Source organism: Stappia sp. ICDLI1TA098, assembly GCF_054880955.1.
Map to the genome: position 1 here is coordinate 474,123 of NZ_JBTZBT010000001.1, position 20,649 is coordinate 494,771.

Genomic DNA, 20,649 nt, shown 5'->3' on the forward strand with positions numbered 1-20,649 from the left:
CATCCGCTGCCCCGGCGGGTGAGCGGCGGCGCCGCCGTGGCGCGCATCGCCTCGCGCTAGATAAGCATCTCGCCCTTGGCAATGATGACGGCCTGGCCACCGATCCGGGCCGCCTTGAGGGCTCCGGCCTGGATGTCGATCTCAAGATCGATCATCGAGGGACGTCCCATGTCCACGCCCTGTTCGATGCGCAGATTGTGAGTGCCATCGGTGGGCTTGTCGAAGTGGCGGACGACGCCGGCGAAGGCAGCCGCTGCGGAGCCCGTCGCCGGGTCCTCGACGATGCCCATGGCCGGGGCGAACATGCGCGCGGAAAAGGTACTTCCGCTCGCCGCCGTCTGACGGCAGTAGACATAGGCGGCGGCCCCCGACCCGAGTCCGCCGAAAGCCTCGTCCCAATTGGCGTTGCGCGGGCGGGCCCGAGAAAGGGCGGCCAGATTGGCCACCGGAACGAAGGCAAAGGGCACGCCTGCATCGTAGGAGCAGGGCCGGTGGTTCTCGAAGCCGATTTCGTTTGGCTCCAACGAGAGCGCGGCGGCGATGATGTCCCTGTCGGCGAGCGGGTCGGCCGGGCGGGGAAGCCTGGGCACGTCGAACTCGGCGAAGCCCGCCGCATTCGGCTTCAGAACCACGCCGCAGCGCACGTTGCCGACGCCTTCCTCGAGGATGACCATGGCGTTCTGGTCGGCGTCGATTTCGCCGAAACGCTCCATCGCCATCAAGATGGCCGTTCCGACAGTCGGGTGACCGGCGAAGGGGAGCTCCTTGGCGGGCGTGAAGATGCGCAACTTCGCGGAATGGGCCGGGTTTTGCGGGGCCAGAACAAACACTGTTTCCGACAGGTTGAACTCGCTCGCGATTGCCTGCATGCGCTGGTCTGACAGTCCCTCGGCGTCCATGACGACTGCAAGCGGATTGCCTGCAAGCGCCTGATTGGTAAAGACGTCGAGTACGAAATAACGTCGTGCCATCGTGTCGTTCCCTGGCTGGCCGCGAGAGCAGTGCGTGCTGGATTTGATCCGGCCAGACTTTGGCATGGCGGGCGCGCCATTGCCAGCGGGTGCAGGCAGGTGCAGCGTCGCTAGCGTTAATGGCCCACTCGGCTCGGTGCCGGCGTGACGGAGCAGAGGATCTTGCCGAAGCCCTGTCCTCATGGCAGTTTGCCGCCCATGTCACAGTCGCCAGAAGCTCCCGTTCGCGTTTCCGCGTTCTATCTCTTTGCTCCGCTTGAGGATTTCGAGGCGTTGCGCGCGCCTCTGCTTGCTGTTGCGCAAGAAGCCGGCGTGCGCGGGTCGATCCTGCTTGCTGCCGAGGGGGTAAATGGCACCATTGCCGGCGACGCGCCGGGCGTTGCGCGCGTCCTTGCTCACCTGCGTGCCGACCCGCGTCTTGCAGATCTCTCCGACAAGGCGTCCTTCGCCGAGAAGATGCCTTTTCGCCGGCTCAAGGTGCGCCTCAAGCGCGAGATCGTCAGTCTTGGCGTCGAGGGGATAGATCCCCGGCGGACGGTAGGAAACTATGTCCCGCCCGAGGACTGGAACGCGCTGATCAGCGATCCCGACGTGACGGTGATCGACACGCGCAATGACTACGAGATCGCCTTTGGAACCTTCGAACGGGCCGTCTCTCCGCAGACCCGCACATTCCGCGCCTTCCCGGAGTGGGTGCGCGGCGAGCGGGAGAAGGGCCGCGCCCGCAAGCTTGCCATGTTCTGCACCGGCGGCATCCGGTGCGAAAAGGCGACGGCGCTCATGCTGCGCGAGGGGTTCGACGAGGTCTATCACCTCGATGGCGGCATCCTGAACTATCTCGAGAAGGTGCCTCGGGAGGAAAGCCTCTGGAAGGGAGATTGTTTCGTGTTCGACGAGCGGGTCGCGGTCGATCACGAACTTTCGCCGACCTGGGGCCGGGACGCGCCGCCCGAAGCGCATGAGGTTCTGCCGAAGGACGTGGTGGACCGCGACGCGGCGAAATAGGCATCGCGGACCCGGCGTGGCCGTTCAGAGCCTGAAGCGATGGGGCGGCAGGCCGCGAGTTCCCGGCGTGAGCGTGAAGAGGTGGCCAAGGTCCGGATATGCGGCGAGCATGTCCGCGTCGGCCAGCGGGCGCAGCGATGTCACGACCAGTACGTCGAGATCGGGGCCGCAGAAGCACGGCATGGTCGGGCGCGGCACGGGCATGGAGATCGTCTCGACCAGCGTTCCGTCCGGCGTGAAGCGGTTGAGCACGCCGGCAGAGATGCCGGCCGACCAGTAGTTTCCCGAAGCATCGACGGTTCCCCCGTCCGGCCGCCCGGTCTCGTTGACGAGCTGAGCGAAGCGATGTCGGTTTGAGATGGCACCGGTTCGCGGATCGAAATCCCATGCGTCGATCCAGCCGGGACGGCTGTCGGCGTGATAGAGCGTGCGCCCGTCCGGTGACCAGGCGAGACCGTTTGAGACGGTGACGTCGGAGACCAGCCGGGTTACCGTGCCTGCGCGGTCGACCCGATAGAGTGCGGCGATCGGCTGGCGCTCCGGGCGGTCGTCCATGGTGCCGACATAGAAGGCGCCGTCGGGGCCGACCTTGCCGTCATTGAGACGGGTTCTCGCGTCGTTCGCCTCGATCTCCGCCAGCGTCTCCACGATCTCGCCGCTTGACAGGCGAAGCAGGACGATGCGGTCGCGGATGGCGGAGACGAGGAGGTCGTCGTCCTGTGTCAGGCCGAAAGAGCCGATGACGTCTGGAAGGTCGAGGCTGCGTTCCCGGCCGCTTTCCCAGTCGCGGACATGAAGGCGCTTGCCGAGGACGTCACACCACAGCAGGTGCCCGCTTTTCGGATCCCAAATCAGGCTCTCCGCAAGGTCCGAGCGGATGCCGTCCAGCTTCGAAATCGTAGCGGTCATCATGTGCACTTCTCCTGCCCCGTCGCGCTTGGCACGGTGTGGGAGGGGACGTTCGGAATCAAGCCTGGATATTGGGCTACCCGGATATCAGGCGGAGAGGGGATGAAGCGGGGCCGTTCCGCGGCCGGTGAGCCAGTCGTTGCGGATCGAGGCGGCCAGTTTGGTCAGGCCGGAGAGCGTATCCGGCTTGGCGATCACCGCATCCGCGCCGGCCGCCCGGGCCTCCTCGCGCAGGTGCGCCTCGGCGCCCGTGGTGATGACAATGAGCGGCACCGCGTCGAAGGCCGGACGGCGGCGCAGGTGCGCGACCAGTTCGATGCCCGACAGGCCGGGCATGTTCAGGTCAATGAGCACGAGATCTGGAACCGGAACGCCGGCCTCGTCCATGCGCGCAACGGCTTCCAGCGGGCTGACACAGGTTGCCAGCGAGAACCCGCCGGCGTCGACGAAGGCGTCGCGCAGCGCCCGCGACAGCAGGAACAGGTCGTCCGGGTCATCGTCGATAACAAGCACCACCGTCTTGCCGTCGGTCTTGCCCGCCGGTGCGATTGACTGTCTGCTTTTGAGTGTGCGTGCCCTGATCATTGCAACAGTAGCGTATCAGCAAAATTGCCTATCTTCCACTGCGATATATTACATACAGGCTCGCTATTTATGGTCGATGGGAGGTTTTTCAGTCGGATCAATCCCTTGCCGGGAGTGTCGGCAGAACGAAGGCCGTCGTCCGCGCGACCGTGCGGATGGCGAAGGACGAACGCATCCGCGATACTCCTGGCAGACGCGTCAGGTGATCGCGGTGTATGCGCTCGAAGTCGGCCGGGTCGGCGGCGGCGATCCGGAGCAGATAGTCGGCGTCGCCGGCCATCAGGTGGCATTCCATGATCTCCGGGGAACGTGCGACCGCCTCCTCGAAGCGGGCGAGCTCATCGCTTGCCTGGGAGTTCAGCGAGATCTCGACGAAGATCACCAGATTTCGCCGGATCTTGGAAGGATCGAGCAGCGCGACATAGCGCTCGATGACGCCCGCATCCTCCAGCGCCCGGACGCGGCGCAGGCAGGCCGAGGCCGAGAGGCCGACCTTCTCGGCAAGGTCGGAGTTGGCGATCCGCCCGTCGCTCTGCAGTTCCTTCAGGATGTGTCTGTCGATCCGGTCGAACATCGTGCCTGGCCTCCCGCTCGGTTCGCGCGTAGACAGGGTTCGAGCGCATCATGGGCCATGCTTTGAAGGTTCTGGTGCATGAGATTGCGCAATCTCACCAGTTTACGCTGGAATATTGCAAAACTTGCGCTCGGTCAGACGAGTTCGCAAGCACATTCGAGCGGCATTGCTTTAGTCTCTCTGCCTTCGGGTCATCCAGAGGGACCCAGGTAGGAGGCGACAATGAAAATCGGAGTACCCAAAGAAATCAAAAACCATGAGTATCGCGTCGGTATGACGCCGGACAGCGTCCGCGAACTCGTAGCCCACGGGCACGAGCTGTTCGTGGAGACCAGTGCCGGCGCGGGCATCCTTGCAGAGGATGCGGCCTATCAGGCTGCCGGCGCGACGATCCTTGCCGATGCGCGGGCCGTCTTCGACGCCGCGACCATGATCGTCAAGGTCAAGGAACCTCAGGCTGCTGAGCGCGCGATGCTGCGCCCGGACCATATTCTCTTCACGTATCTCCATCTCGCCCCGGACCCGGAACAGACGGCGGATCTGCTGCGCTCGGGGGCGACCTGCATTGCCTATGAGACCGTGACCGACGCACGCGGCGGCCTGCCGCTTCTGGCTCCCATGTCCCAGGTTGCCGGCCGGCTTGCGATCCAGGCCGGCGCGACGGCGCTGGAGAAGTCCCACGGCGGAGCCGGCATGCTGCTCGGCGGCGTGCCTGGCGTGGCTCCGGCCAAGGTCGTGGTCATCGGCGGCGGTGTCGTCGGTGCCCATGCGATCACCATGGCGCTTGGTCTGGGGGCGGATGTGACCGTTCTCGACCGCTCCGTCGACGCGCTCGGCGCGCTGTCCGCCCGGTTCGGCGCGGCGCTCAGGACGGTCTATTCGACCCGCTCGGCGGTTGAGCAATATGTGCTCGACGCGGATCTCGTCATCGGTGCGGTTCTTCTTCCTGGAGCCGCCGCGCCGAAGCTCGTCACCGCCGACCATGTCCGGCGCATGAAGCCCGGATCTGTTCTCGTCGATGTGGCCATCGACCAGGGCGGCTGCTTCGAGACCTCGCGGGCGACGACACATGCCGAGCCGACCTATGTGGTCGACGGTGTCGTCCACTATTGCGTCGCCAACATGCCCGGGGCCGTGCCACGGACCTCGACCTATGCGCTCAACAACGCGACGCTGCCGTTCGCGCTGGCGCTGGCCGACAAGGGGGTGAAGGCGGCGCTGGGCGCCAATCCGCATCTGCTCGACGGGCTCAATGTGATCGGCGGTCACCTGACCTGCGAGGCGGTGGCGGAGGCTCTCGGCCTGCCGTTTGTCGACCCGACGCGGGCACTGGCAGGCGACTTCGGTTCGGCCGCCGCCTGAGTGTCTGGTGCCCATTGATGCGCACCAATGAAAACAGCCGGTCGGGGATCCGACCGGCTGTTGTCGTTTCTGGCGCCCGGTTCGGGCCTGTGGCGCGGTCTTACGGGCACGCCACCCGATAGCGGCGGCCGTAGCGGTCGCGTGTCACGCAGTTCTTCGGCGTTGTCGCCGAACCGACGGCGGCACCGCCGAGACCACCGATGGCGCCGCCAACCAGCGCGCCGCCGACGTCGCCGGTCGCGGCTGCACCGATGGCCGCGCCGGTGGCAGCGCCAAGGCCGCCTCCGACGAGGGTTCTGTCGCGCTGGCTGTCCGACTGGCATGCCGCAAGCGTCAATGCCGCCGCGGAAACGAGAAGAAGTTTTTTCATGTCATAGCCTCCAGTTTGGATCATCCAGCGAAGGCACCCGGCGACCGTATCGCCGGATGCATTGGGGGGCGTCGCCGCTTACGGGCAGACGACGCGGTAGCGGCGACCATAGCGGTCGCGTGCAATGCAGTTCTTGGGAGTGGTGGCCGAGCCGACCATGGCACCGCCGACGCCGCCGATCACGCCGCCAACAAGGGCGCCGCCCACATCGCCGGTCGCAACGCCGCCGATGACCGCACCGGTTGCGGCACCAAGGCCGCCGCCGACGAGCGCGCGGTCACGCTGACTGTCCGACTGGCACCCTGCGAGCAAAAGCGCTGCGCCGCCAACAACTAGGATCCTGAACATCTTGTCGTTCCTCACATGTCACCTGAAGTTCGGTAAAGTGTGCCGGCTTTTCAACCGGCGGGTGGCGCGGCTACCATCGGGATCTGTGCCCCCCTAACCGACTATCTGAGCATCAAAACCGGTGACAGTCTAGCAGGAGCGGATTGTCAGGCTGTGACGCAGATCATTGGTTTGCCGTTCTTTTCAACTCTCCTCGCGAACTTCGGAAACATGAGCGGAGGATGCACCGGCGAGACGGCGCAGGAGACCCATGGTGGAGGCGTCCCGCCCCTTTGCCTCGGACCTTCCCTCGATCATCGGCAGCAGTTCTCCTGCCAAAACCTTGCCAAGCTCCACTCCCCACTGATCAAACGAATTGATGTTCCAAATGGTTCCCTCGACAAACACGCGGTGCTCATAAAGCGCGATCAGGCGCCCCAGCGTGTAGGGGGTAAGCTTGTCGTGAACAATTGTGACGGAAGGACGATTTCCGGGGAAAACCTTGTGCGGGGCCAGTCGCTCGACCGTTTCGGCGTCATTGCCCTGTGCTTCGAGAAGCGCCCGGGCCTCCGCGGTCGTCCGGCCGTTCATGAGAGCCTCCGACTGGGCAAGGCAGTTTGCCACCAGCAATGCGTGATGATGCGCAAGCTCAGGTTCATGGCCTCGGGCGGCGATGATGAACTCGCAAGGCACGACAGTCGTCCCCTGGTGAAGGAGCTGGTAGAAGGCGTGCTGGCCGTTGGTGCCGGCCTCCCCCCAGACGACAGGCCCGGTGTCCTGCTCGACCGGCGCGCCGGCAAGCGTTACCGACTTGCCGTTTGATTCCATGTCGAGCTGCTGGAGATAGGCGGGCAGGCGGGAGAGCCGCTGGTCGTAAGGCAGGATCGCCCGTGAGGCGTGGCCGCAGACATTGCGATGCCAGACGCCGGCAAGGCCAAGCAGCACCGGCAGGTTTCCGGCGAGTGGGGCCGTGCGGAAGTGCTCGTCCATCGCATGGGCACCGTCGAGGAACGCACCGAAATTCTCCGCGCCGACGGCAATCATCACCGGCAGGCCGATGGCCGACCAGACCGAATAGCGCCCGCCGACCCAGTCCCAGAAACCGAAGACGCGGGTCTCGTCGATGCCGAAGGCGGCGACCTTGTCGAGCGCGGTGGAGACGGCAGCGAAGTGGTCGCCCACGGCCTGCTCACCGAGCGCATCGGCAACCCACCGGCGCGCTGTCGCGGCATTGGTCATGGTCTCGACGGTGGTGAAGGTCTTCGAGGCGATGATGAAGAGCGTTGTCGCCGGGTCGAGTGGCTTCAGCGTGTCGGCGATGTGGGCGCCGTCAACGTTGGAGACATAGTGCAACCGGGGACCGTCGGCGTAGGGGGCCAGCGCTCCGGTGACCATCGCCGGCCCGAGGTCCGACCCGCCAATGCCGATGTTGACCACATCGGTGAACGGCCTTCCCGTGCTTCCTCGAATGTGCCCGGCGCGAAGCGCCTCGGCGAATTCACCAGCCCGCGCCAGCGTCTCGCGCACATCTGGCATCACGTCGCGGCCGTCGACCGTCACCGGATCGCCGGAGCGGTTGCGCAGGGCGACATGCAGGACGGCGCGCCCCTCGGTCTCGTTGATCGGGTCGCCGGCGAACATCGCCGCACGGCGGGTCTCCACCCCCCTGGCGCGAGCCAGGCCGAGAAGCAGCGTCAGCGCCTTGGGCGACCAGCAGACCTTGGAAAAATCGACGAGAAGATCGTCGAAGGTGCGCGACAGCCGGTCGAAGCGGTTGGGATCCTCGCGAAACAGCTCGCGCAGGCCACGCGCCTGCAGGCGTTCGGCTTCGAGCGTCAATGCGCGCAGGATCTCGGCGGTGTCCATGTTTCCTCTCCTCTCGCCGCATCGGCCGAATGTCGCAATGTCCGCGCGTCAGCCCAGAGCGGCGGCGGTGCGCGCGCGCGCCTCTATCCCGCTCCAGTCGTCCATGGCGATTGCCTCGGCGCTCGCGATCCAGGAGCCGCCGACGCAGATGACGTTGGGCAACGACAGATAGGCGGGCGCGGAGCTTTCGGAAATGCCGCCGGTCGGGCAGAAGCGGGCGGCGGGAAGCGGGGAGGAGAGCGCCTTCAACATCGCCACGCCTCCGGCCGCCTCGGCCGGGAAGAGCTTCAGCCGCTCGTAGCCGGCTTCGAGAAGGCGCATGACTTCCGATGCGGTGGCCGCGCCGGGAAGCAGCGGCACGTCGTGGCCGGCCGCTGCTGACAGGAGCCTTTCGGTCGCACCAGGGGAGACGGCGAAGGTCGCGCCCGCGTCCACCGCCGCCTGATACTGCGCCGCGTCGAGCACGGTTCCCGCGCCGACCATCGCTCCCTCGACCTCGGCCGCCACCGCTCGGATTGCTTCCAGCGCCTTGGGCGTGCGCAAGGTGATCTCGATTGCGGGCAGGCCGCCCTTCACCAGCGCCTTCGCCATGGTTACGGCCTTCGCCGGATCCTCGATGACAAGCACCGGAATGACCGGGGCCGCCCGCATGATGCGGTCGAGCTTGGAAACGTCCTGCGTCATTTTCAGATCGACTCCTGATCTTCTTGAAACGGGCAGCCCCTGCTTTTCACGCAAAGGCGCCGAAAACATGTGCGCCCTGGTCGGCTGGACCGGCAGCGGCGCGGAAGGCGGCGAACAGATCGCGGCCGAGGCCGGTCTGGTGGTGGGAGAGGTCGGCGGTCATCGGCGGACGGGCGGCGAAATCCTGCGCGTCGACAAGAACCTCGAGCCGCCCGGCCTGCGCGTCGACACGGATCCTGTCGCCGTTGCGAATGCGCGAGATAGGTCCGGCGTCGACGGCTTCCGGGGTGACGTGGATTGCCGCCGGGATCTTGCCGGATGCACCCGACATGCGCCCGTCGGTGACCAGCGCCACCCTGAGCCCCCGATCTTGCAGGATCCCGAGCACGGGCGTCAGCTTGTGCAGTTCGGGCATGCCGCAGGCGCGGGGGCCCTGAAACGGCAGGACAGCGACGAAATCATCGGTGAGTTCGCCGGCCTTGAACGCTTCCTGCAAGGCCTCTTGCGTGAGGAAGATCCGGGCCGGGGCCTCGATCACCCGCCGGTCCGGCTTCACAGCGGAGACCTTGATGACGGCGCGGCCGAGGTTGCCGTCGAGCACGGTGAGGCCGCCATTGGGCTGGAACGGGTTCCTCACCGTCGAAAGCACCTTCGGGTCACCGCTCGCGCGCGCGCCCGGCTCCCAGGCGATGCCGCCCTCGGTGGTGAGCTTCGGCTCCGCCGTGTAGGAGGAAAGGCCGGTGCCGTTCACCGTGCGCACGTCCTCGTGCAGCAGTCCCTCGGACAGGAGCTCGCCGATCAGATAGCCCATGCCGCCGGCGGCCTGGAAATGGTTCACGTCGGCCATCCCGTTCGGATAGATGCGGGCGATCAGCGGCACCGCCTCGGAGAGGTCGGAAATATCGTCCCAGGTGAGCTGGATTCCGGCGGTGCGGGCGATGGCGACCAGATGCATGGTGTGGTTGGTCGAGCCGCCCGTCGCATGCAGCCCGGCGACGCCATTGACGATGGCGCGCTCGTCGATGACTTCGCCGACGGGCGTGTAGTCATTGCCAAGGGCGCTCAGCGACAGGGCACGTTTGGCGGCCTCGCGGGTCAGCGCGTCGCGCAGCGGCGTGTTCGGATTGACGAAGCTCGCGCCCGGCAGATGCAGGCCCATGATCTCCATCAGCATCTGGTTGGAATTCGCGGTTCCGTAGAAGGTGCAGGTGCCGGGCGAATGGTAGGACCTGCTCTCCGATTCCAGCAATTCCGCGCGGCCGATCTTGCCTTCCGCGTAAAGCTGGCGGGTCTTGGCCTTCTCGTCGTTGGAAAGGCCGGTCGTCATCGGGCCGGCGGGCACGAAGACGGCGGGAAGGTGACCGAAGGAAAGCGCCGCGATCATCAGGCCGGGAACGATCTTGTCGCAGATGCCGAGGAAGACGGCCGCATCGAACATCTGATGTGACAGTCCGACGGCGGCCGACATGGCGATCACGTCGCGGGAGAAAAGCGACAGCTCCATTCCGGTCTGGCCCTGGGTGACGCCGTCGCACATGGCCGGCACGCCGCCGGCGACTTGCGCCACCGCTCCGACCTCGCGCGCCGCGTCGCGGATCAGGTCGGGGAAACGCTCGTAGGGCTGATGGGCCGAGAGCATGTCGTTGTAGGCGGTGATGATGCCGAGATTGGGCACCACGTCGTCGGAGAGCCGGGATTTGTCGGTGACGCCGCAGGCGGCGAAACCATGGGCAAGATTGCCGCAGGACAGACGCGAGCGTGTCGGGCCGGCCTCGCCGGCGGCGCGGATACGCTCGAGATAGCGGGTGCGGGTGTCGCGGCTGCGCTCGGTAATCCGCGCGGTGACATCGGCGATCTTGCTGTTGAGGGCCATGGTTCCTGTCCGTCCTTTCGGTTGCGGCGCGCCGCTCCCACGATCCGGGGAGGGCGTCCGGCGATCCTGTTGGACCGGGAAGGGCATTGGAGAGGATGCCCCGTCCCGTGTGGTTTAAATCGATTTAAGGGTCGCCGCAACAGCTCCGGGCCTGTCGCGGACGGGCGATGTTGTCGCGCCTAGATCAGGTCCTCGAACCAGGTGCGGCCGTCGCGCTCGATCAGGGCGATGGAGGCCGACGGGCCCCAGGTTCCCGAAGTGTAGCCCTTCGGCGCGTCCTTCGAGGCGGCCCAGGCATCGAGGATCGGGTCGACCCAGGCCCAGGCGGCATCCACTTCGTCGCGGCGCATGAAGAGCGTCTGGTTGCCGCGTATCACATCCATGATCAGCCGCTCGTAGGCGTCCGGGTTGCGTACGTTGAAGGCCTTGGCGAAGGACATGTCGAGCGGTACCTGGCGCAGCCGCATGCCGCCGGGACCGGGGTCCTTGATCATCACCTGCATGCGCACGCCCTCATCCGGCTGCAAGCGGATCACCAGCCGGTTGGAGGAGATCTCGCCGGCTTCCGCCTCGAAGATCGAGTGCGGGATCGGACGGAACTGCACGACGATCTCCGAGACGCGCTCGGCAAGGCGCTTGCCGGTGCGCAGGTAGAACGGGACGTTCGCCCATCGCCAATTGGCGATTTCAGCCTTGATCGCGACGAAGGTCTCCGTTTGCGATTCCTGGCCGTCGAGTTCTTCCAGGTAGCCGGGCACCGCGCCTCCGGCCGAGGCGCCGGCCCTGTACTGGCCGCGCACGGTGGCGCGCGCCGCGGTTTCCGCGTCCATCTGCTTCAGCGCCTTCAGCACCTTGAGCTTCTCGTCGCGCACGGAGTCCGCGTTCATCGATTCCGGTGGCTCCATGGCGACCAGGCACAGGAGCTGCAGAAGGTGGTTCTGGATCATGTCGCGCATGGCGCCGGCGGTGTCGTAGTAGCCGGCGCGGCCTCCAACGCCGATGGATTCGGCGACGGTGATCTGTACGTGGTCGATATGCGCGGCGTTCCACAGCGGTTCGAACAGCGCGTTGGCGAAGCGCAGCGCCATCAGGTTCTGCACCGTCTCCTTGCCCAGATAATGGTCGATACGGAAGACCTGGTCCTCGGCAAAGACCGCGCCGATGGCCGCGTTCAACTCCTTGGCCGAGGCGCCGTCCTTGCCGATGGGCTTCTCGATGACGATGCGGGTCGTCTCGTTGACGAGGGCGTGGCTGCCGATGCGCTCGCAGATCGCGCCGAAGAAGTCCGGGGCGACGGCGAGATAGAAGGCCCGCACCACCTGGTCGCGCCCCTTCAGCATGGCGGCGAGATCGTCCCAGCCCCGCTCGCCGGCGGCCTCGGCCGAGACGTAGAAAATGCGCTCCAGGAACCGTGCGAGGGCGTCTTCCTCGAGATCGCCGACGTGCTCGCGCAGCGCCTCCGTGGCAAAGTCGCGATACTGCGCCGCGCTCATCTCGCGGCGGGAGCAGCCGATGATGCGGGCATCGTCGGGGATCTGTCCGTCCGCGTCGCGGTGATAGAGTGCGGGCAGGATCTTCCTGTGGGCGAGGTCGCCCGTAGCGCCGAAAACAATCAGGTCGAACGGGGCGACCTCGATGACACGCGCAACCATGTCGGTCCTTTCATGTCTTTCAGGGGGCGGAGAGGGGAGGCTCGGCCCGCTTGTCCAGTTCCGTGTCGATTTCGTCGCGCCTGGGCAGATCCGCGCCGCGGCGCGTGCAGGTCACCGCGGCCGCGTCGACGGCGAAGGCGAGAAGGCTGGTCAGGGCGTCTTGCGTCAGGTCCGCCAGACTGTCGCGGTCGGTGCGTCCGGTCTCGTGCAGGCAGGCGAGCAGGGCGGCCTGGAAGGTATCGCCGGCGCCCACCGTATCGCTTACCGCGACCCGCCGGCCGTCGAGCGCGACCCTGTGGCGCGCCGTGCGCCCGACCGCTCCCCCGACGCCCAGGGTCGTGATCACGAGGGCCGGGCCCTTGCGCAGAAAGGTGTCGGCGAGTTCGTCGATGTCAACGCTAGGATAAAGCGTTCCTGCATCTTCGGAGCTGATCTTGAGCAGGTCCACATGCGGCAGCAGCGCCTCGATGCGCGCGCGCCAGGCGTCGAGGTCGGGCACCACTGTCGGGCGCACGTTGGGATCGTAGGCAATGAGGCGGCGCCCGTGCTCGCGGCGCACCAGGGCAAGCAGGGCCTCGCCCACCGGCGGCACGAGCGCCGAGAAGGAGCCGATGTGGAGTGCCGAGATGGTTTCGGGCAACTCCGGAAGATCTTCGGGGAACACCTGCCGGTCGGCGGCATTGTCGCCGTAGAAGGCATAGGCGGGGCTTCCGTGCGCATCAACGCCGACGACGCTCAGCGTGGTGAGCGCGGTTGTCGCCTTCGCCAGCGAAATGTCGACGCCCTCGCGCGTCAGGGCGCGGCGAAGGCGCGCGCCGAACAGGTCGCTGGACAGCGCGCCGAAGTAGGCGGATGGCGCCCCGAGCCGCGCCAGGCCGACGGCGACATTGAACGGAGAACCGCCGATGCGCGCGTCGAAGGACAGGCGTGCGCCGTCTTCTTCCGCGAACAGGTCGAAGAGAGCTTCGCCGCAGACGAGGATCATTTGGAGCCGCCTTTCGTTGCGCGCGCGGGTGCCGAGGAAACGAACCCGGCGACCGCCTCGACGAGGCCCGACGCGAGCGGCAGCTCGGGGTCCTGATAGGTGGCCAGGCTCGCCGCACGGTCGTTGCCCCTGGCGGTCTTGAGCACATGGGTGGCGCCGTCGAGGATCACGAGGCGCGCTCCGGGGCGGGCGTCCGCGAGCCGTTGCGCATCCTCGACGCTCACCTGAACGTCGTTGGAACCCTGCACGATCAGGACGGGCAGGTCGACGGCGGCGATCATCTCGGCCGGATCATGGGAAAGCAGGTCGATCATGTAGGGCTGGATCGAGGGGTTGAAGAAGCCGGCGAGCTCCGGGCTCACGCCGGAAAGGTCCGCCTCGTGCCCGGCCTCGATCTCGCCGAGAATGCGCTCGACGCTCTCGAGCACCGGCGCGCGCTCGGGCCCCTCGGGCGTGAAGGCGCGGAACTGGTCGCGCAGGATCTGGCCGATCGGCCGGCCGGGCGTTCCCGCAAGCACGAGGCCGCAGATGGGGCCGTTGCCGGCCTCGGTGCCGGGCTCGCCGGTCAGGGCGGTCTTCATCGCCACAAGGCCGCCTTCGCTGTGGCCAAGGATCCAGATACAGGGCGCGCCGATACGCTGGCGGATCACGCCAATCCACGAGCGCAGGTCGTCGGCATAGGCGGCGAGCGTCACGTCCGAGGCATCGGCAACGGCGTCGCGGCTGGAATGGAGGCCGCGCTTGTCGATCCGCACGGAGGTGATGTTGCGTGCGGCGAGGCCCTTGGCGAGGAGCTTAAGCGTGTCCGGACGGATGCCGCTCGGCATGTTGCCGTCGCGATCACTCGGGCCCGATCCCGGCACGATCAGAACGACCGGCCGGTCGGCTGTCGCAGGGCCTGCCATCGCACCGCGCAGCGGACCGAGAGGACCGGGCGCTTCAATCTCCGTCGCCTGGGCGTCCGTCGTCTGCACGAGCATGCAGGAGACGATCAGCGCCAGCGCCGCAAGATGAATTCGCATCGTTCTACCTCTGCAAAGGCGGAGTGCCTCAGGCGGCCACGGCCGCTCCGGGCGGCTCCTTGGCGCCGGTCATGATCGCAACGGCGTCGGCCATGGAAAATTCGTCTGGTCGTATGACACAGGCGCGACGCCCGAGCCGGTGGATGTGAATGCGGTCCGCGACCTCGAACACATGTGGCATGTTGTGTGAAATCAAAACGATAGGCAAGCCGCGCGCTTTCACATCCCTGATCAGTTCGAGGACGCGGCGGCTTTCCTTGACGCCGAGCGCGGCCGTCGGCTCGTCCATGATAACGACCTTGGAGCCGAAGGCGGCGGCGCGCGCCACGGCGACGCCCTGGCGCTGGCCGCCCGAAAGCGTCTCGACGGCCTGGTTGATGTTCTGGATGGTCATCAGGCCAAGCTCAGAGAGCTTCTCGCGCGCGATGCGCTCCATCCCCTTGCGGTCGAGCTTGCGGAATACCTTTCCCAGGAAGCCGCTCTGGCGCAGTTCCCGCCCCATGAAGAGGTTGTCGGCAATGGAAAGGGCGGGGGAGAGGGCGAGGTTCTGGTAGACCGTTTCGATGCCGGCCTGGCGGGCATGCATCGGCGAGGTGAAGTGAACCGGCTGTCCTTCCAGGCGGATCTCGCCCTCGTCAGGCACGACCGCGCCGGAGATTGCCTTGATCAGCGTCGACTTGCCGGCGCCATTGTCGCCGATGACGGCGAGCACTTCGCCGGGGAAAAGCTCGAAGTCGGCCCGGTCGAGCGCCACGACGCGGCCGTAGCGCTTGACGAGGCCGGTTGCCGACAGGATCGGTTCGCGGGTCATGCGGCCACCTTTCTGATCCACTGGTCGACGGCGACGGCCGAGATGATCAGCACGCCGATGAGCAGATATGTCCATTGCGGGTCGGTGCCGACGAGACGCAGGCCGAGCGAGAAGACGCCGACGATGAGAGCGCCGAAGAGCATGCCGAGAACCGAACCGCGCCCGCCGAAGAGCGAGATGCCGCCAATGACGACCGCGGTGATGGACTCGATGTTGGTGAACTGGCCGGATGTGGGCGAGACCGAGCCAAGGCGACCGATGAGCGCCCAGCCGGCGAAGGCGCAGATGAGGCCGGCGAGCGTGTAGACCGAAATGCGCACGCGCACCACCTGCACGCCGGCGAGTTCGGCCGCGTCCGGGTCGTCACCGACGGCATAGACATGCCGTCCCCAGGCGGTGTGGTTGAGGACGTAGTTGAGCACGAGCACGAGCACGAACAGGCCGACGACGCCATAGGTGAACACCGCCCCGCCAATGTTGAACTTCTCGCCGAAGAACTGGAGGATCGGTGCTTGCCGCTCTATTTCCTGGCTGCGGATCGTCTCGTTGGCGGAATAGAGGAAGTTTGTCGCCAGCACGATCTGCCACATGCCGAGCGTGGCGATGAAGGGCGGCAGGCGCATGACGGCGACCAGCGCGCCGTTGATAAAGCCGCAGAGCGCTCCGCAGGCGAGACCGCACAGGACGGCGATCTCCGGGGGCAACCCGTAGCGAAAGGTAAACTGCCCCATCACCACCGACGACAGGACCATGATCGCGCCGACCGAGAGGTCGATGCCCGCGGTCAGGATCACCAGCGATTGCGCGCAGCCGACGATGCCGACAATGGCCACCTGCTGAAGGATGAGCGTCAGTGAGAAGGGGGAGAAGAACTTTTCACCCAGATAGAAGCCGAAGACGGCGACCGACGCGATGAGCACGATCAGCGGCACGAACTCTGGCCGGGCATGCAGCTTGTGCTGCACGAGATCGAGCAGCGACCTGTGGTGCCGGTCGAAGGCGGCGACGGATCCGGGCCCGCTTGCAAGCGATGTCTCGTAGGCCTGTGGCGTGCGGCTTTCCGCTTCGCTCATGGTGTTCTCCCGAAAGACTTGGCGGTTCGCGACATGCCGGCGGCGCGGGGCGGATCTCCGTCCCGCGCCGGCCGAGCGCAGGAAATCAGACGTGTGCGGGGATCAGCCCCAGCACTTGTCCAGGCCTTCCTTGGTGTCGATCGAGGGCACGCCGTCCACCGGCCTGTCGGTCACGAGCGCAACGCCGGTGTCGAAGAAGTTCTTGCCTGGCGTCGGCTCGGGCTTCTTGCCGGTGTCGGCGTATTCCTTGATCGCCTCGATGCCGAGCGCGGCCATCAGCAGCGGATACTGCTGCGAGGTGGCGCCGATGACGCCCTCGGAAACGTTGCGCACGCCCGGGCAGCCGCCATCGACGGAAACGATCAGCACGTCCTTCTCGCGCCCCATCGCCTTAAGCGCCTCGAAGGCGCCCGCGGCCGCGGGCTCATTGATCGTGTAGACGACATTGACGCCGGGATCCTTGGTGAGAAGGTTCTCCATGGCCGAGCGGCCGCCTTCTTCGTTGCCGGCGGTGACGTCGTTGCCGACGATGCGCGGATCGTCCTCGTCGCCCCACCGGTTGACGTCCTTCACATCGATGCCGAAGCCGGTGAGGAAGCCCTGGTCGCGCAGCACGCCGACCGAGGGCTGGCTGACGGCAAGGTCCAGCATGGCGATCTTTGCGTCCGCCGCCGCGTCGCCCAGTGTGGCCTTCGCCCATTGCCCGATCAGTTCGCCGGCCTTGAAGTTGTCGGTGGCGAAGGTCGCGTCGGCGGAGTCGATCGGTTCCAGCGGGGTGTCGAGCGCAATCACCAGAATGCCGGCGTCCCGGGCCTGCTTGACGCTGTCGACGATGGCCTTGGTGTCGGACGCGGTGATCAGGATCCCCTTGGCCTGATCGGCGATGCAGGTTTCGATGGCGGCCACCTGGCTTTCATGGTCGCCATCGATCTTGCCGGCGTAGGACTTGAGCTCGATGCCCAGTTCGGCCGCTTTCGCGGTGGCGCCTTCCTTCATCTTGACGAAAAAGGGATTCGTGTCGGTCTTGGTCACCAGGCAGGCCGTGACATCGGCCGCCATCGCGGGACTTGCCGCCGCCGCAGCGACGAAGGTTCCGGCGAGCATCAGCTTGCGTAGCATCTGTGGTCTCCTCCCACGTGTTGCCAGTGTTTTGCCGTGCGCCTAGGCGCTCCGGCTGCTGCGTGAGCCTTGGGGCATGGCGCGGATCCTTTCCGGCCCGTCCTCGGCTGCGCCCTTGTCCGCCACCCGCCCAGTCAGGATTGCCGCGCGTGGCGAATAGTTGAAGAAAATTGGCAGGTTGGCGGCACCGGCCGCGCCCGCGTCAGGTCCGAAGGAGCCGCGCATCAACCGCGGCGGGCGACGCGCTTCGGGAGCGGTTTCCTGCAGCGCGATCTCAAGGTCCGCAAGCAACCGGTCGGGCAGGCCGGCGTCGATGTCGAAGTCGATCACCACGAGCGGCACGTCGAGCACGGAGATCGCCGACCAGATCGCGGGAGCCAGCGCGGCGACGCAATCCTCCAGCCATTCGTCGACCGCCGGGTTGCGGGCCGCGATGGCCTGCTCGATCTCGGCGCGCGTTTCCACGGGGTGACCGCGATAGGTGATGTGCCGCTTGAGCGAGACGATCGAGGCGCGGGTGAGCAGGATATCCAGCACGCCGCGCGGCGGCGGGGCGGAAGTCAGGCCGCTTCGCGATACCGGGATCATGGCAATGTCGCCGGCATTGCCGTTGACGCCCTTCAGGCAGTCGCCGCCGTAGACGACGCCTCCGCCGATGGCCGGTCCCATGAACAGATAGAGGAAGTCGTCCTCATGCTGGCCGATGCCCGAGAAAAGCTCGGCGATGGCGGCGGCGGTGCCATCGTTCTCGAAGAAGACGGGATATCTGACGGCTTCCTCCAGCATCGTCTTGAAATCGATGCCGTCCCAGGGGGCGAAAGTGTCTGTCGGGAGGCCGAGTTCGGGGAGCCAGGCGCCGAGGTTGAAGGGCATGGCCAGCCCGACGCCGGCGATCCTCTCCCGGTCGTCGCTGTCGACGAGCTCGATGAGTTCGGCGATGTCGCTGGCGACAATGGCAACGGCCTCCTCCGGCGACGGCAGGATCCGGTCGTGGGAGCGGCGGCCGATGATGTGGCCCGAGAAGTCGGCGACGACGGTCTCGATCAGGGTTCGGTCGAGGCGGACGCCGAAGCCGAAGGCGCCGTTCGGTGCGAGTTGGAGCATCGTGGCCGGCTGGCCCCGACCGCCGCTGTGACGTTTGCCGAGTGTCTCGATCATTCCGCCGGCGGCAAGGTCCTGGATGATGCCGCCGATTGCCGCGTTGGTCAGTTGCGCAAGCCGGGCGAGATCCGCCTTCGAGGCTTCGCCGACCCTGCGTAGAACCTGGAGCACGATGCGTTCATTGTAGCGTCTGAGCTGGACCGAGTTCGATCCCTGACCAACGAGTGGGCGTCTTGGCAACGAATTGTCCTCCCAAGTTTTGCGACTCCGCTCCCATTATCGGACGAGGCCGCTCTCGTTGCCATCCTTGATAAATTTACTTCATTTGATTTATTAAAAAATAGCCATGCCGTACTGTCAATCGAATTCGATGTTGCGGTGCGAAGCCTGGAAAGAGTGCCGGTGGCGGGGTTGTGTCTGGTCCTGGCGGCTCCGGTCATGCGAAGCTTGCGCTGCTTGCAGCAAGATGCGGAAAGGAAACGGACGATGCCGAACGCGACGATGACGGAGCAATTCCTGAGGCGGGCCATCGCCGCGGGGCGCGGCCTCGAGCCGGCCGATCTGGTGATCCGCAACGCGCGGCTTTTTTCCGTCATGGACGGGTCGTTCGTCGACACCGACATCGCGATCGTCGGTGAGCGGATCGTCGGCACGCACGGGCGCTACGAGGGCGCGCAAATGCTCGACGCGGGCGGGCGGGTGGTCGTTCCGGGGTTCATCGACGCGCATCTGCATGTGGAATCCTCCCTTGTCTCGCCTCTCGAATTCGACCGCTGCGTGTTGCCGCATGGCGTCACCACTGCAATCTGCGATCCGCATGAGATTGCGAATGTACTCGGAATCGAGGGGATTCGCTATTTTCTAGACGCATCCGAGCGCACGTTGATGGATTTGCGCGTCAATCTTTCTTCGTGCGTTCCTGCAACATCGTTCGAAACGTCTGGCGCACGCCTGGAAATTGCCGATCTTGAGCCGCTTCGAGATCATCCGAAGGTCATTGGACTTGCGGAGTTCATGAATTTCCCGGGTGTCCTTTCCGGTGACCCTGCGGTATTGGCGAAGCTCGCCGCCTTCCAGGGCGGACATATCGACGGACATGCGCCGCTGCTTTCGGGGCTCGATCTCAACGGGTATCTCGCGGCCGGCATTCGCACCGACCATGAGGCCACGACCGCCGCGGAGGCGCGTGAAAAGCTGGCGAAGGGCATGACGATCCTGATCCGCGAGGGATCGGTGTCGAAGGACCTCGAAGCCCTCGCCGAGATCCTCACCCCCGATATGGCGTCCTTCATCGGCCTGTGCACCGACGACCGCAATCCGCTCGATATCGCCGAGGAGGGGCATGTCGACAGCATGATCCGCCGGCTGATCGGTCGCGGCGCGCGGCCCCAGGACGCCTATCGGGCGGCGAGCTGGTCGGCGGCCATGGCCTTCGGCCTGCGCGACCGCGGCCTGGTCGCGCCGGGCTGGCGCGCCGACCTGGTGCTTCTCGACGATCTCGAGAGCTGCCGTGTCCACTCGGTCGTGGCCGGCGGTCGTCCTGTCGACGAGGCCGGCTTTGCCGCACGCGCTCCGCTCGATCCCGTCGGTCTCGAAAGCGTCGTCATCGGTCGGATTTCGGCGGAGGACTTTCGCATCGAGGCGTCTCGCGCCAACGAACGACCGGTGATCGGCGTGGTGGCGGGGCGGATCATCACCGAGCGGCTTTCGGCGACGCTGCCTGTGCGCGATGGCGCCGTGATTGCCGATCCGGCGCAGGACACGGTCAAGGTCGCGGTTGTCGAGCGGCACGGGAAAACGGGCGGCATCGGCCGGGGCTTCGTCTCGGGCTTCGGCTTGCAGCGGGGGGCCATTGCCTCGTCCGTCGGCCATGACAGCCACAACATCTGCGTCGTGGGGGCGGACGACGCGTCGATGGCGACGGCGGTCCGTCGCATCGGCGAGCTGCAGGGTGGTTTCGTCGTCGCCGAGGGGGATGAGGTGCGGGCCGAACTGGCGTTGCCCATTGCCGGTCTCATGAGCCTGTCGAGCTTCGAGGAGGTGCGCGTCACGTTGGAGGACTTGCGCGCGGCCGCGCGCGATCTCGGCTGCACCCTGGCGGAACCCTTCCTGCAGGTGGCGTTCCTGCCGCTTCCGGTGATCCCGCACCTGAAGATCACCGACATGGGTCTCTTCGACGTCGACCGCTTCGCGCTGGTCGAATGACCGGGGAGGCCGCAAGCCGTTCGCGGGGCGTTGCGATTGTCCGTCGCACGACCAAATTTTTACGTTGACGTAAACGGAAGCTCTGGCGATGGTCGGTGGCGGGGCGACGCGTGTCCGCGTGGTTGTCCTGGTCCGGGGGGAGACCGGCCCGAGAT

At 66.2% G+C, this 20,649-nt stretch carries 19 protein-coding genes; 3 read left to right on the plus strand and 16 right to left on the minus strand.

Features of this window, described 5'->3' with window-relative positions; translation table 11 throughout:
* Positions 1-56 precede the first annotated feature (56 nt).
* Positions 57-971, minus strand: coding sequence for a PhzF family phenazine biosynthesis protein (locus ACSLUQ_RS02090; RefSeq protein ID WP_461807566.1), 915 nt, complete (start codon positions 969-971; stop codon positions 57-59).
* A gap of 198 nt (positions 972-1,169) precedes the next feature.
* Between ACSLUQ_RS02090 and trhO the strand changes: the two genes are divergently transcribed.
* Positions 1,170-1,976 (plus strand): oxygen-dependent tRNA uridine(34) hydroxylase TrhO, encoded by an 807-nt coding sequence (trhO, locus tag ACSLUQ_RS02095; protein ID WP_461807567.1) that lies wholly within the window; start codon positions 1,170-1,172, stop codon positions 1,974-1,976.
* A 24-nt stretch (positions 1,977-2,000) separates the two neighbouring features.
* Here the strand turns inward: trhO and ACSLUQ_RS02100 are convergent, their stop codons facing one another.
* The 3 genes from ACSLUQ_RS02100 to ACSLUQ_RS02110 form a co-directional block, all read right to left on the minus strand.
* A complete protein-coding gene (locus ACSLUQ_RS02100; protein ID WP_461807568.1) occupies positions 2,001-2,888 on the minus strand; it encodes an SMP-30/gluconolactonase/LRE family protein in 888 nt (295 codons plus the stop codon).
* 84 nt (positions 2,889-2,972) lie between these two features.
* A complete protein-coding gene (locus ACSLUQ_RS02105; protein ID WP_417770986.1) occupies positions 2,973-3,470 on the minus strand; it encodes a response regulator in 498 nt (165 codons plus the stop codon).
* Between the two features lie 97 nt (positions 3,471-3,567).
* Positions 3,568-4,044, minus strand: coding sequence for an Lrp/AsnC family transcriptional regulator (locus ACSLUQ_RS02110; protein ID WP_417770985.1), 477 nt, complete (start codon positions 4,042-4,044; stop codon positions 3,568-3,570).
* A 222-nt stretch (positions 4,045-4,266) separates the two neighbouring features.
* On the opposite strand from ACSLUQ_RS02110, the gene ald reads away from it, so the two are divergent.
* The gene (ald, locus tag ACSLUQ_RS02115; RefSeq protein ID WP_461807569.1) at positions 4,267-5,406 is read left to right on the plus strand and encodes an alanine dehydrogenase; all 1,140 of its coding nucleotides are present in this window, start codon (positions 4,267-4,269) and stop codon (positions 5,404-5,406) included.
* Between the two features lie 100 nt (positions 5,407-5,506).
* Here the strand turns inward: ald and ACSLUQ_RS02120 are convergent, their stop codons facing one another.
* The 12 genes from ACSLUQ_RS02120 to ACSLUQ_RS02175 all read right to left on the minus strand — a co-directional run bounded on the left by ACSLUQ_RS02120 (position 5,507) and on the right by ACSLUQ_RS02175 (position 18,529).
* Entirely contained in the window at positions 5,507-5,776 is a 270-nt protein-coding gene (locus tag ACSLUQ_RS02120; RefSeq protein ID WP_417770983.1) for a glycine zipper domain-containing protein, read from the minus strand.
* Positions 5,777-5,854: 78 nt separating this feature from the next.
* Positions 5,855-6,124 carry a glycine zipper domain-containing protein gene (locus tag ACSLUQ_RS02125; RefSeq protein WP_417770982.1) on the minus strand — a complete coding sequence of 90 codons (270 nt, stop codon included), beginning with the start codon at positions 6,122-6,124 and terminating at the stop codon, positions 5,855-5,857.
* A 183-nt stretch (positions 6,125-6,307) separates the two neighbouring features.
* Positions 6,308-7,969 (minus strand): glucose-6-phosphate isomerase, encoded by a 1,662-nt coding sequence (pgi, locus tag ACSLUQ_RS02130; protein WP_461807570.1) that lies wholly within the window; start codon positions 7,967-7,969, stop codon positions 6,308-6,310.
* Positions 7,970-8,017: 48 nt separating this feature from the next.
* Positions 8,018-8,653, minus strand: a complete 636-nt coding sequence (gene eda / locus ACSLUQ_RS02135) for a bifunctional 4-hydroxy-2-oxoglutarate aldolase/2-dehydro-3-deoxy-phosphogluconate aldolase (protein ID WP_461807571.1) — start codon at positions 8,651-8,653, stop codon at positions 8,018-8,020.
* 46 nt (positions 8,654-8,699) lie between these two features.
* Positions 8,700-10,526, minus strand: coding sequence for a phosphogluconate dehydratase (edd, locus tag ACSLUQ_RS02140; RefSeq protein ID WP_417770979.1), 1,827 nt, complete (start codon positions 10,524-10,526; stop codon positions 8,700-8,702).
* A gap of 179 nt (positions 10,527-10,705) precedes the next feature.
* Positions 10,706-12,178 carry a glucose-6-phosphate dehydrogenase gene (gene zwf, locus ACSLUQ_RS02145; protein ID WP_417770978.1) on the minus strand — a complete coding sequence of 491 codons (1,473 nt, stop codon included), beginning with the start codon at positions 12,176-12,178 and terminating at the stop codon, positions 10,706-10,708.
* 19 nt (positions 12,179-12,197) lie between these two features.
* A complete protein-coding gene (locus ACSLUQ_RS02150; protein WP_461807572.1) occupies positions 12,198-13,163 on the minus strand; it encodes a carbohydrate kinase family protein in 966 nt (321 codons plus the stop codon).
* Complete coding sequence (locus ACSLUQ_RS02155) at positions 13,160-14,185, minus strand: alpha/beta hydrolase (protein ID WP_461807573.1); 1,026 nt, start codon at positions 14,183-14,185, stop codon at positions 13,160-13,162. The genes ACSLUQ_RS02150 and ACSLUQ_RS02155 overlap by 4 nt, the downstream gene beginning before the upstream one ends.
* A gap of 28 nt (positions 14,186-14,213) precedes the next feature.
* Positions 14,214-14,996, minus strand: coding sequence for an ATP-binding cassette domain-containing protein (locus ACSLUQ_RS02160; protein WP_417770975.1), 783 nt, complete (start codon positions 14,994-14,996; stop codon positions 14,214-14,216).
* Positions 14,993-16,069 (minus strand): ABC transporter permease, encoded by a 1,077-nt coding sequence (locus ACSLUQ_RS02165; protein ID WP_461807574.1) that lies wholly within the window; start codon positions 16,067-16,069, stop codon positions 14,993-14,995. Before ACSLUQ_RS02165 ends, ACSLUQ_RS02160 begins: the two co-directional genes overlap by 4 nt.
* 102 nt (positions 16,070-16,171) lie before the next feature.
* Positions 16,172-17,188, minus strand: coding sequence for a sugar ABC transporter substrate-binding protein (locus ACSLUQ_RS02170; protein WP_417770973.1), 1,017 nt, complete (start codon positions 17,186-17,188; stop codon positions 16,172-16,174).
* 42 nt (positions 17,189-17,230) lie between these two features.
* The gene (locus ACSLUQ_RS02175; protein ID WP_461807575.1) at positions 17,231-18,529 is read right to left on the minus strand and encodes an ROK family protein; all 1,299 of its coding nucleotides are present in this window, start codon (positions 18,527-18,529) and stop codon (positions 17,231-17,233) included.
* Positions 18,530-18,727: 198 nt separating this feature from the next.
* On the opposite strand from ACSLUQ_RS02175, the gene ade reads away from it, so the two are divergent.
* Positions 18,728-20,494 (plus strand): adenine deaminase, encoded by a 1,767-nt coding sequence (gene ade, locus ACSLUQ_RS02180; protein ID WP_461807576.1) that lies wholly within the window; start codon positions 18,728-18,730, stop codon positions 20,492-20,494.
* The last annotated feature ends 155 nt before the right edge of the window (positions 20,495-20,649 follow it).

Coding starts and splice junctions, on each gene's coding strand:
- ACSLUQ_RS02105 (WP_417770986.1), bottom strand. CDS start 3,470: ATGATCAGGGCACGCACACTCAAAAGCAGACAGTCAATCGCACCGGCG.
- edd (WP_417770979.1), bottom strand. CDS start 10,526: ATGGCCCTCAACAGCAAGATCGCCGATGTCACCGCGCGGATTACCGAG.
- ACSLUQ_RS02150 (WP_461807572.1), bottom strand. CDS start 13,163: ATGATCCTCGTCTGCGGCGAAGCTCTCTTCGACCTGTTCGCGGAAGAA.
- ACSLUQ_RS02120 (WP_417770983.1), bottom strand. CDS start 5,776: ATGAAAAAACTTCTTCTCGTTTCCGCGGCGGCATTGACGCTTGCGGCA.
- ACSLUQ_RS02160 (WP_417770975.1), bottom strand. CDS start 14,996: ATGACCCGCGAACCGATCCTGTCGGCAACCGGCCTCGTCAAGCGCTAC.
- ACSLUQ_RS02100 (WP_461807568.1), bottom strand. CDS start 2,888: ATGATGACCGCTACGATTTCGAAGCTGGACGGCATCCGCTCGGACCTT.
- ACSLUQ_RS02165 (WP_461807574.1), bottom strand. CDS start 16,069: ATGAGCGAAGCGGAAAGCCGCACGCCACAGGCCTACGAGACATCGCTT.
- pgi (WP_461807570.1), bottom strand. CDS start 7,969: ATGGACACCGCCGAGATCCTGCGCGCATTGACGCTCGAAGCCGAACGC.
- ade (WP_461807576.1), top strand. CDS start 18,728: ATGCGAAGCTTGCGCTGCTTGCAGCAAGATGCGGAAAGGAAACGGACG.
- ACSLUQ_RS02110 (WP_417770985.1), bottom strand. CDS start 4,044: ATGTTCGACCGGATCGACAGACACATCCTGAAGGAACTGCAGAGCGAC.
- zwf (WP_417770978.1), bottom strand. CDS start 12,178: ATGGTTGCGCGTGTCATCGAGGTCGCCCCGTTCGACCTGATTGTTTTC.
- eda (WP_461807571.1), bottom strand. CDS start 8,653: ATGACGCAGGACGTTTCCAAGCTCGACCGCATCATGCGGGCGGCCCCG.
- ACSLUQ_RS02090 (WP_461807566.1), bottom strand. CDS start 971: ATGGCACGACGTTATTTCGTACTCGACGTCTTTACCAATCAGGCGCTT.
- ACSLUQ_RS02155 (WP_461807573.1), bottom strand. CDS start 14,185: ATGCGAATTCATCTTGCGGCGCTGGCGCTGATCGTCTCCTGCATGCTC.
- trhO (WP_461807567.1), top strand. CDS start 1,170: ATGTCACAGTCGCCAGAAGCTCCCGTTCGCGTTTCCGCGTTCTATCTC.
- ACSLUQ_RS02170 (WP_417770973.1), bottom strand. CDS start 17,188: ATGCTACGCAAGCTGATGCTCGCCGGAACCTTCGTCGCTGCGGCGGCG.
- ald (WP_461807569.1), top strand. CDS start 4,267: ATGAAAATCGGAGTACCCAAAGAAATCAAAAACCATGAGTATCGCGTC.
- ACSLUQ_RS02125 (WP_417770982.1), bottom strand. CDS start 6,124: ATGTTCAGGATCCTAGTTGTTGGCGGCGCAGCGCTTTTGCTCGCAGGG.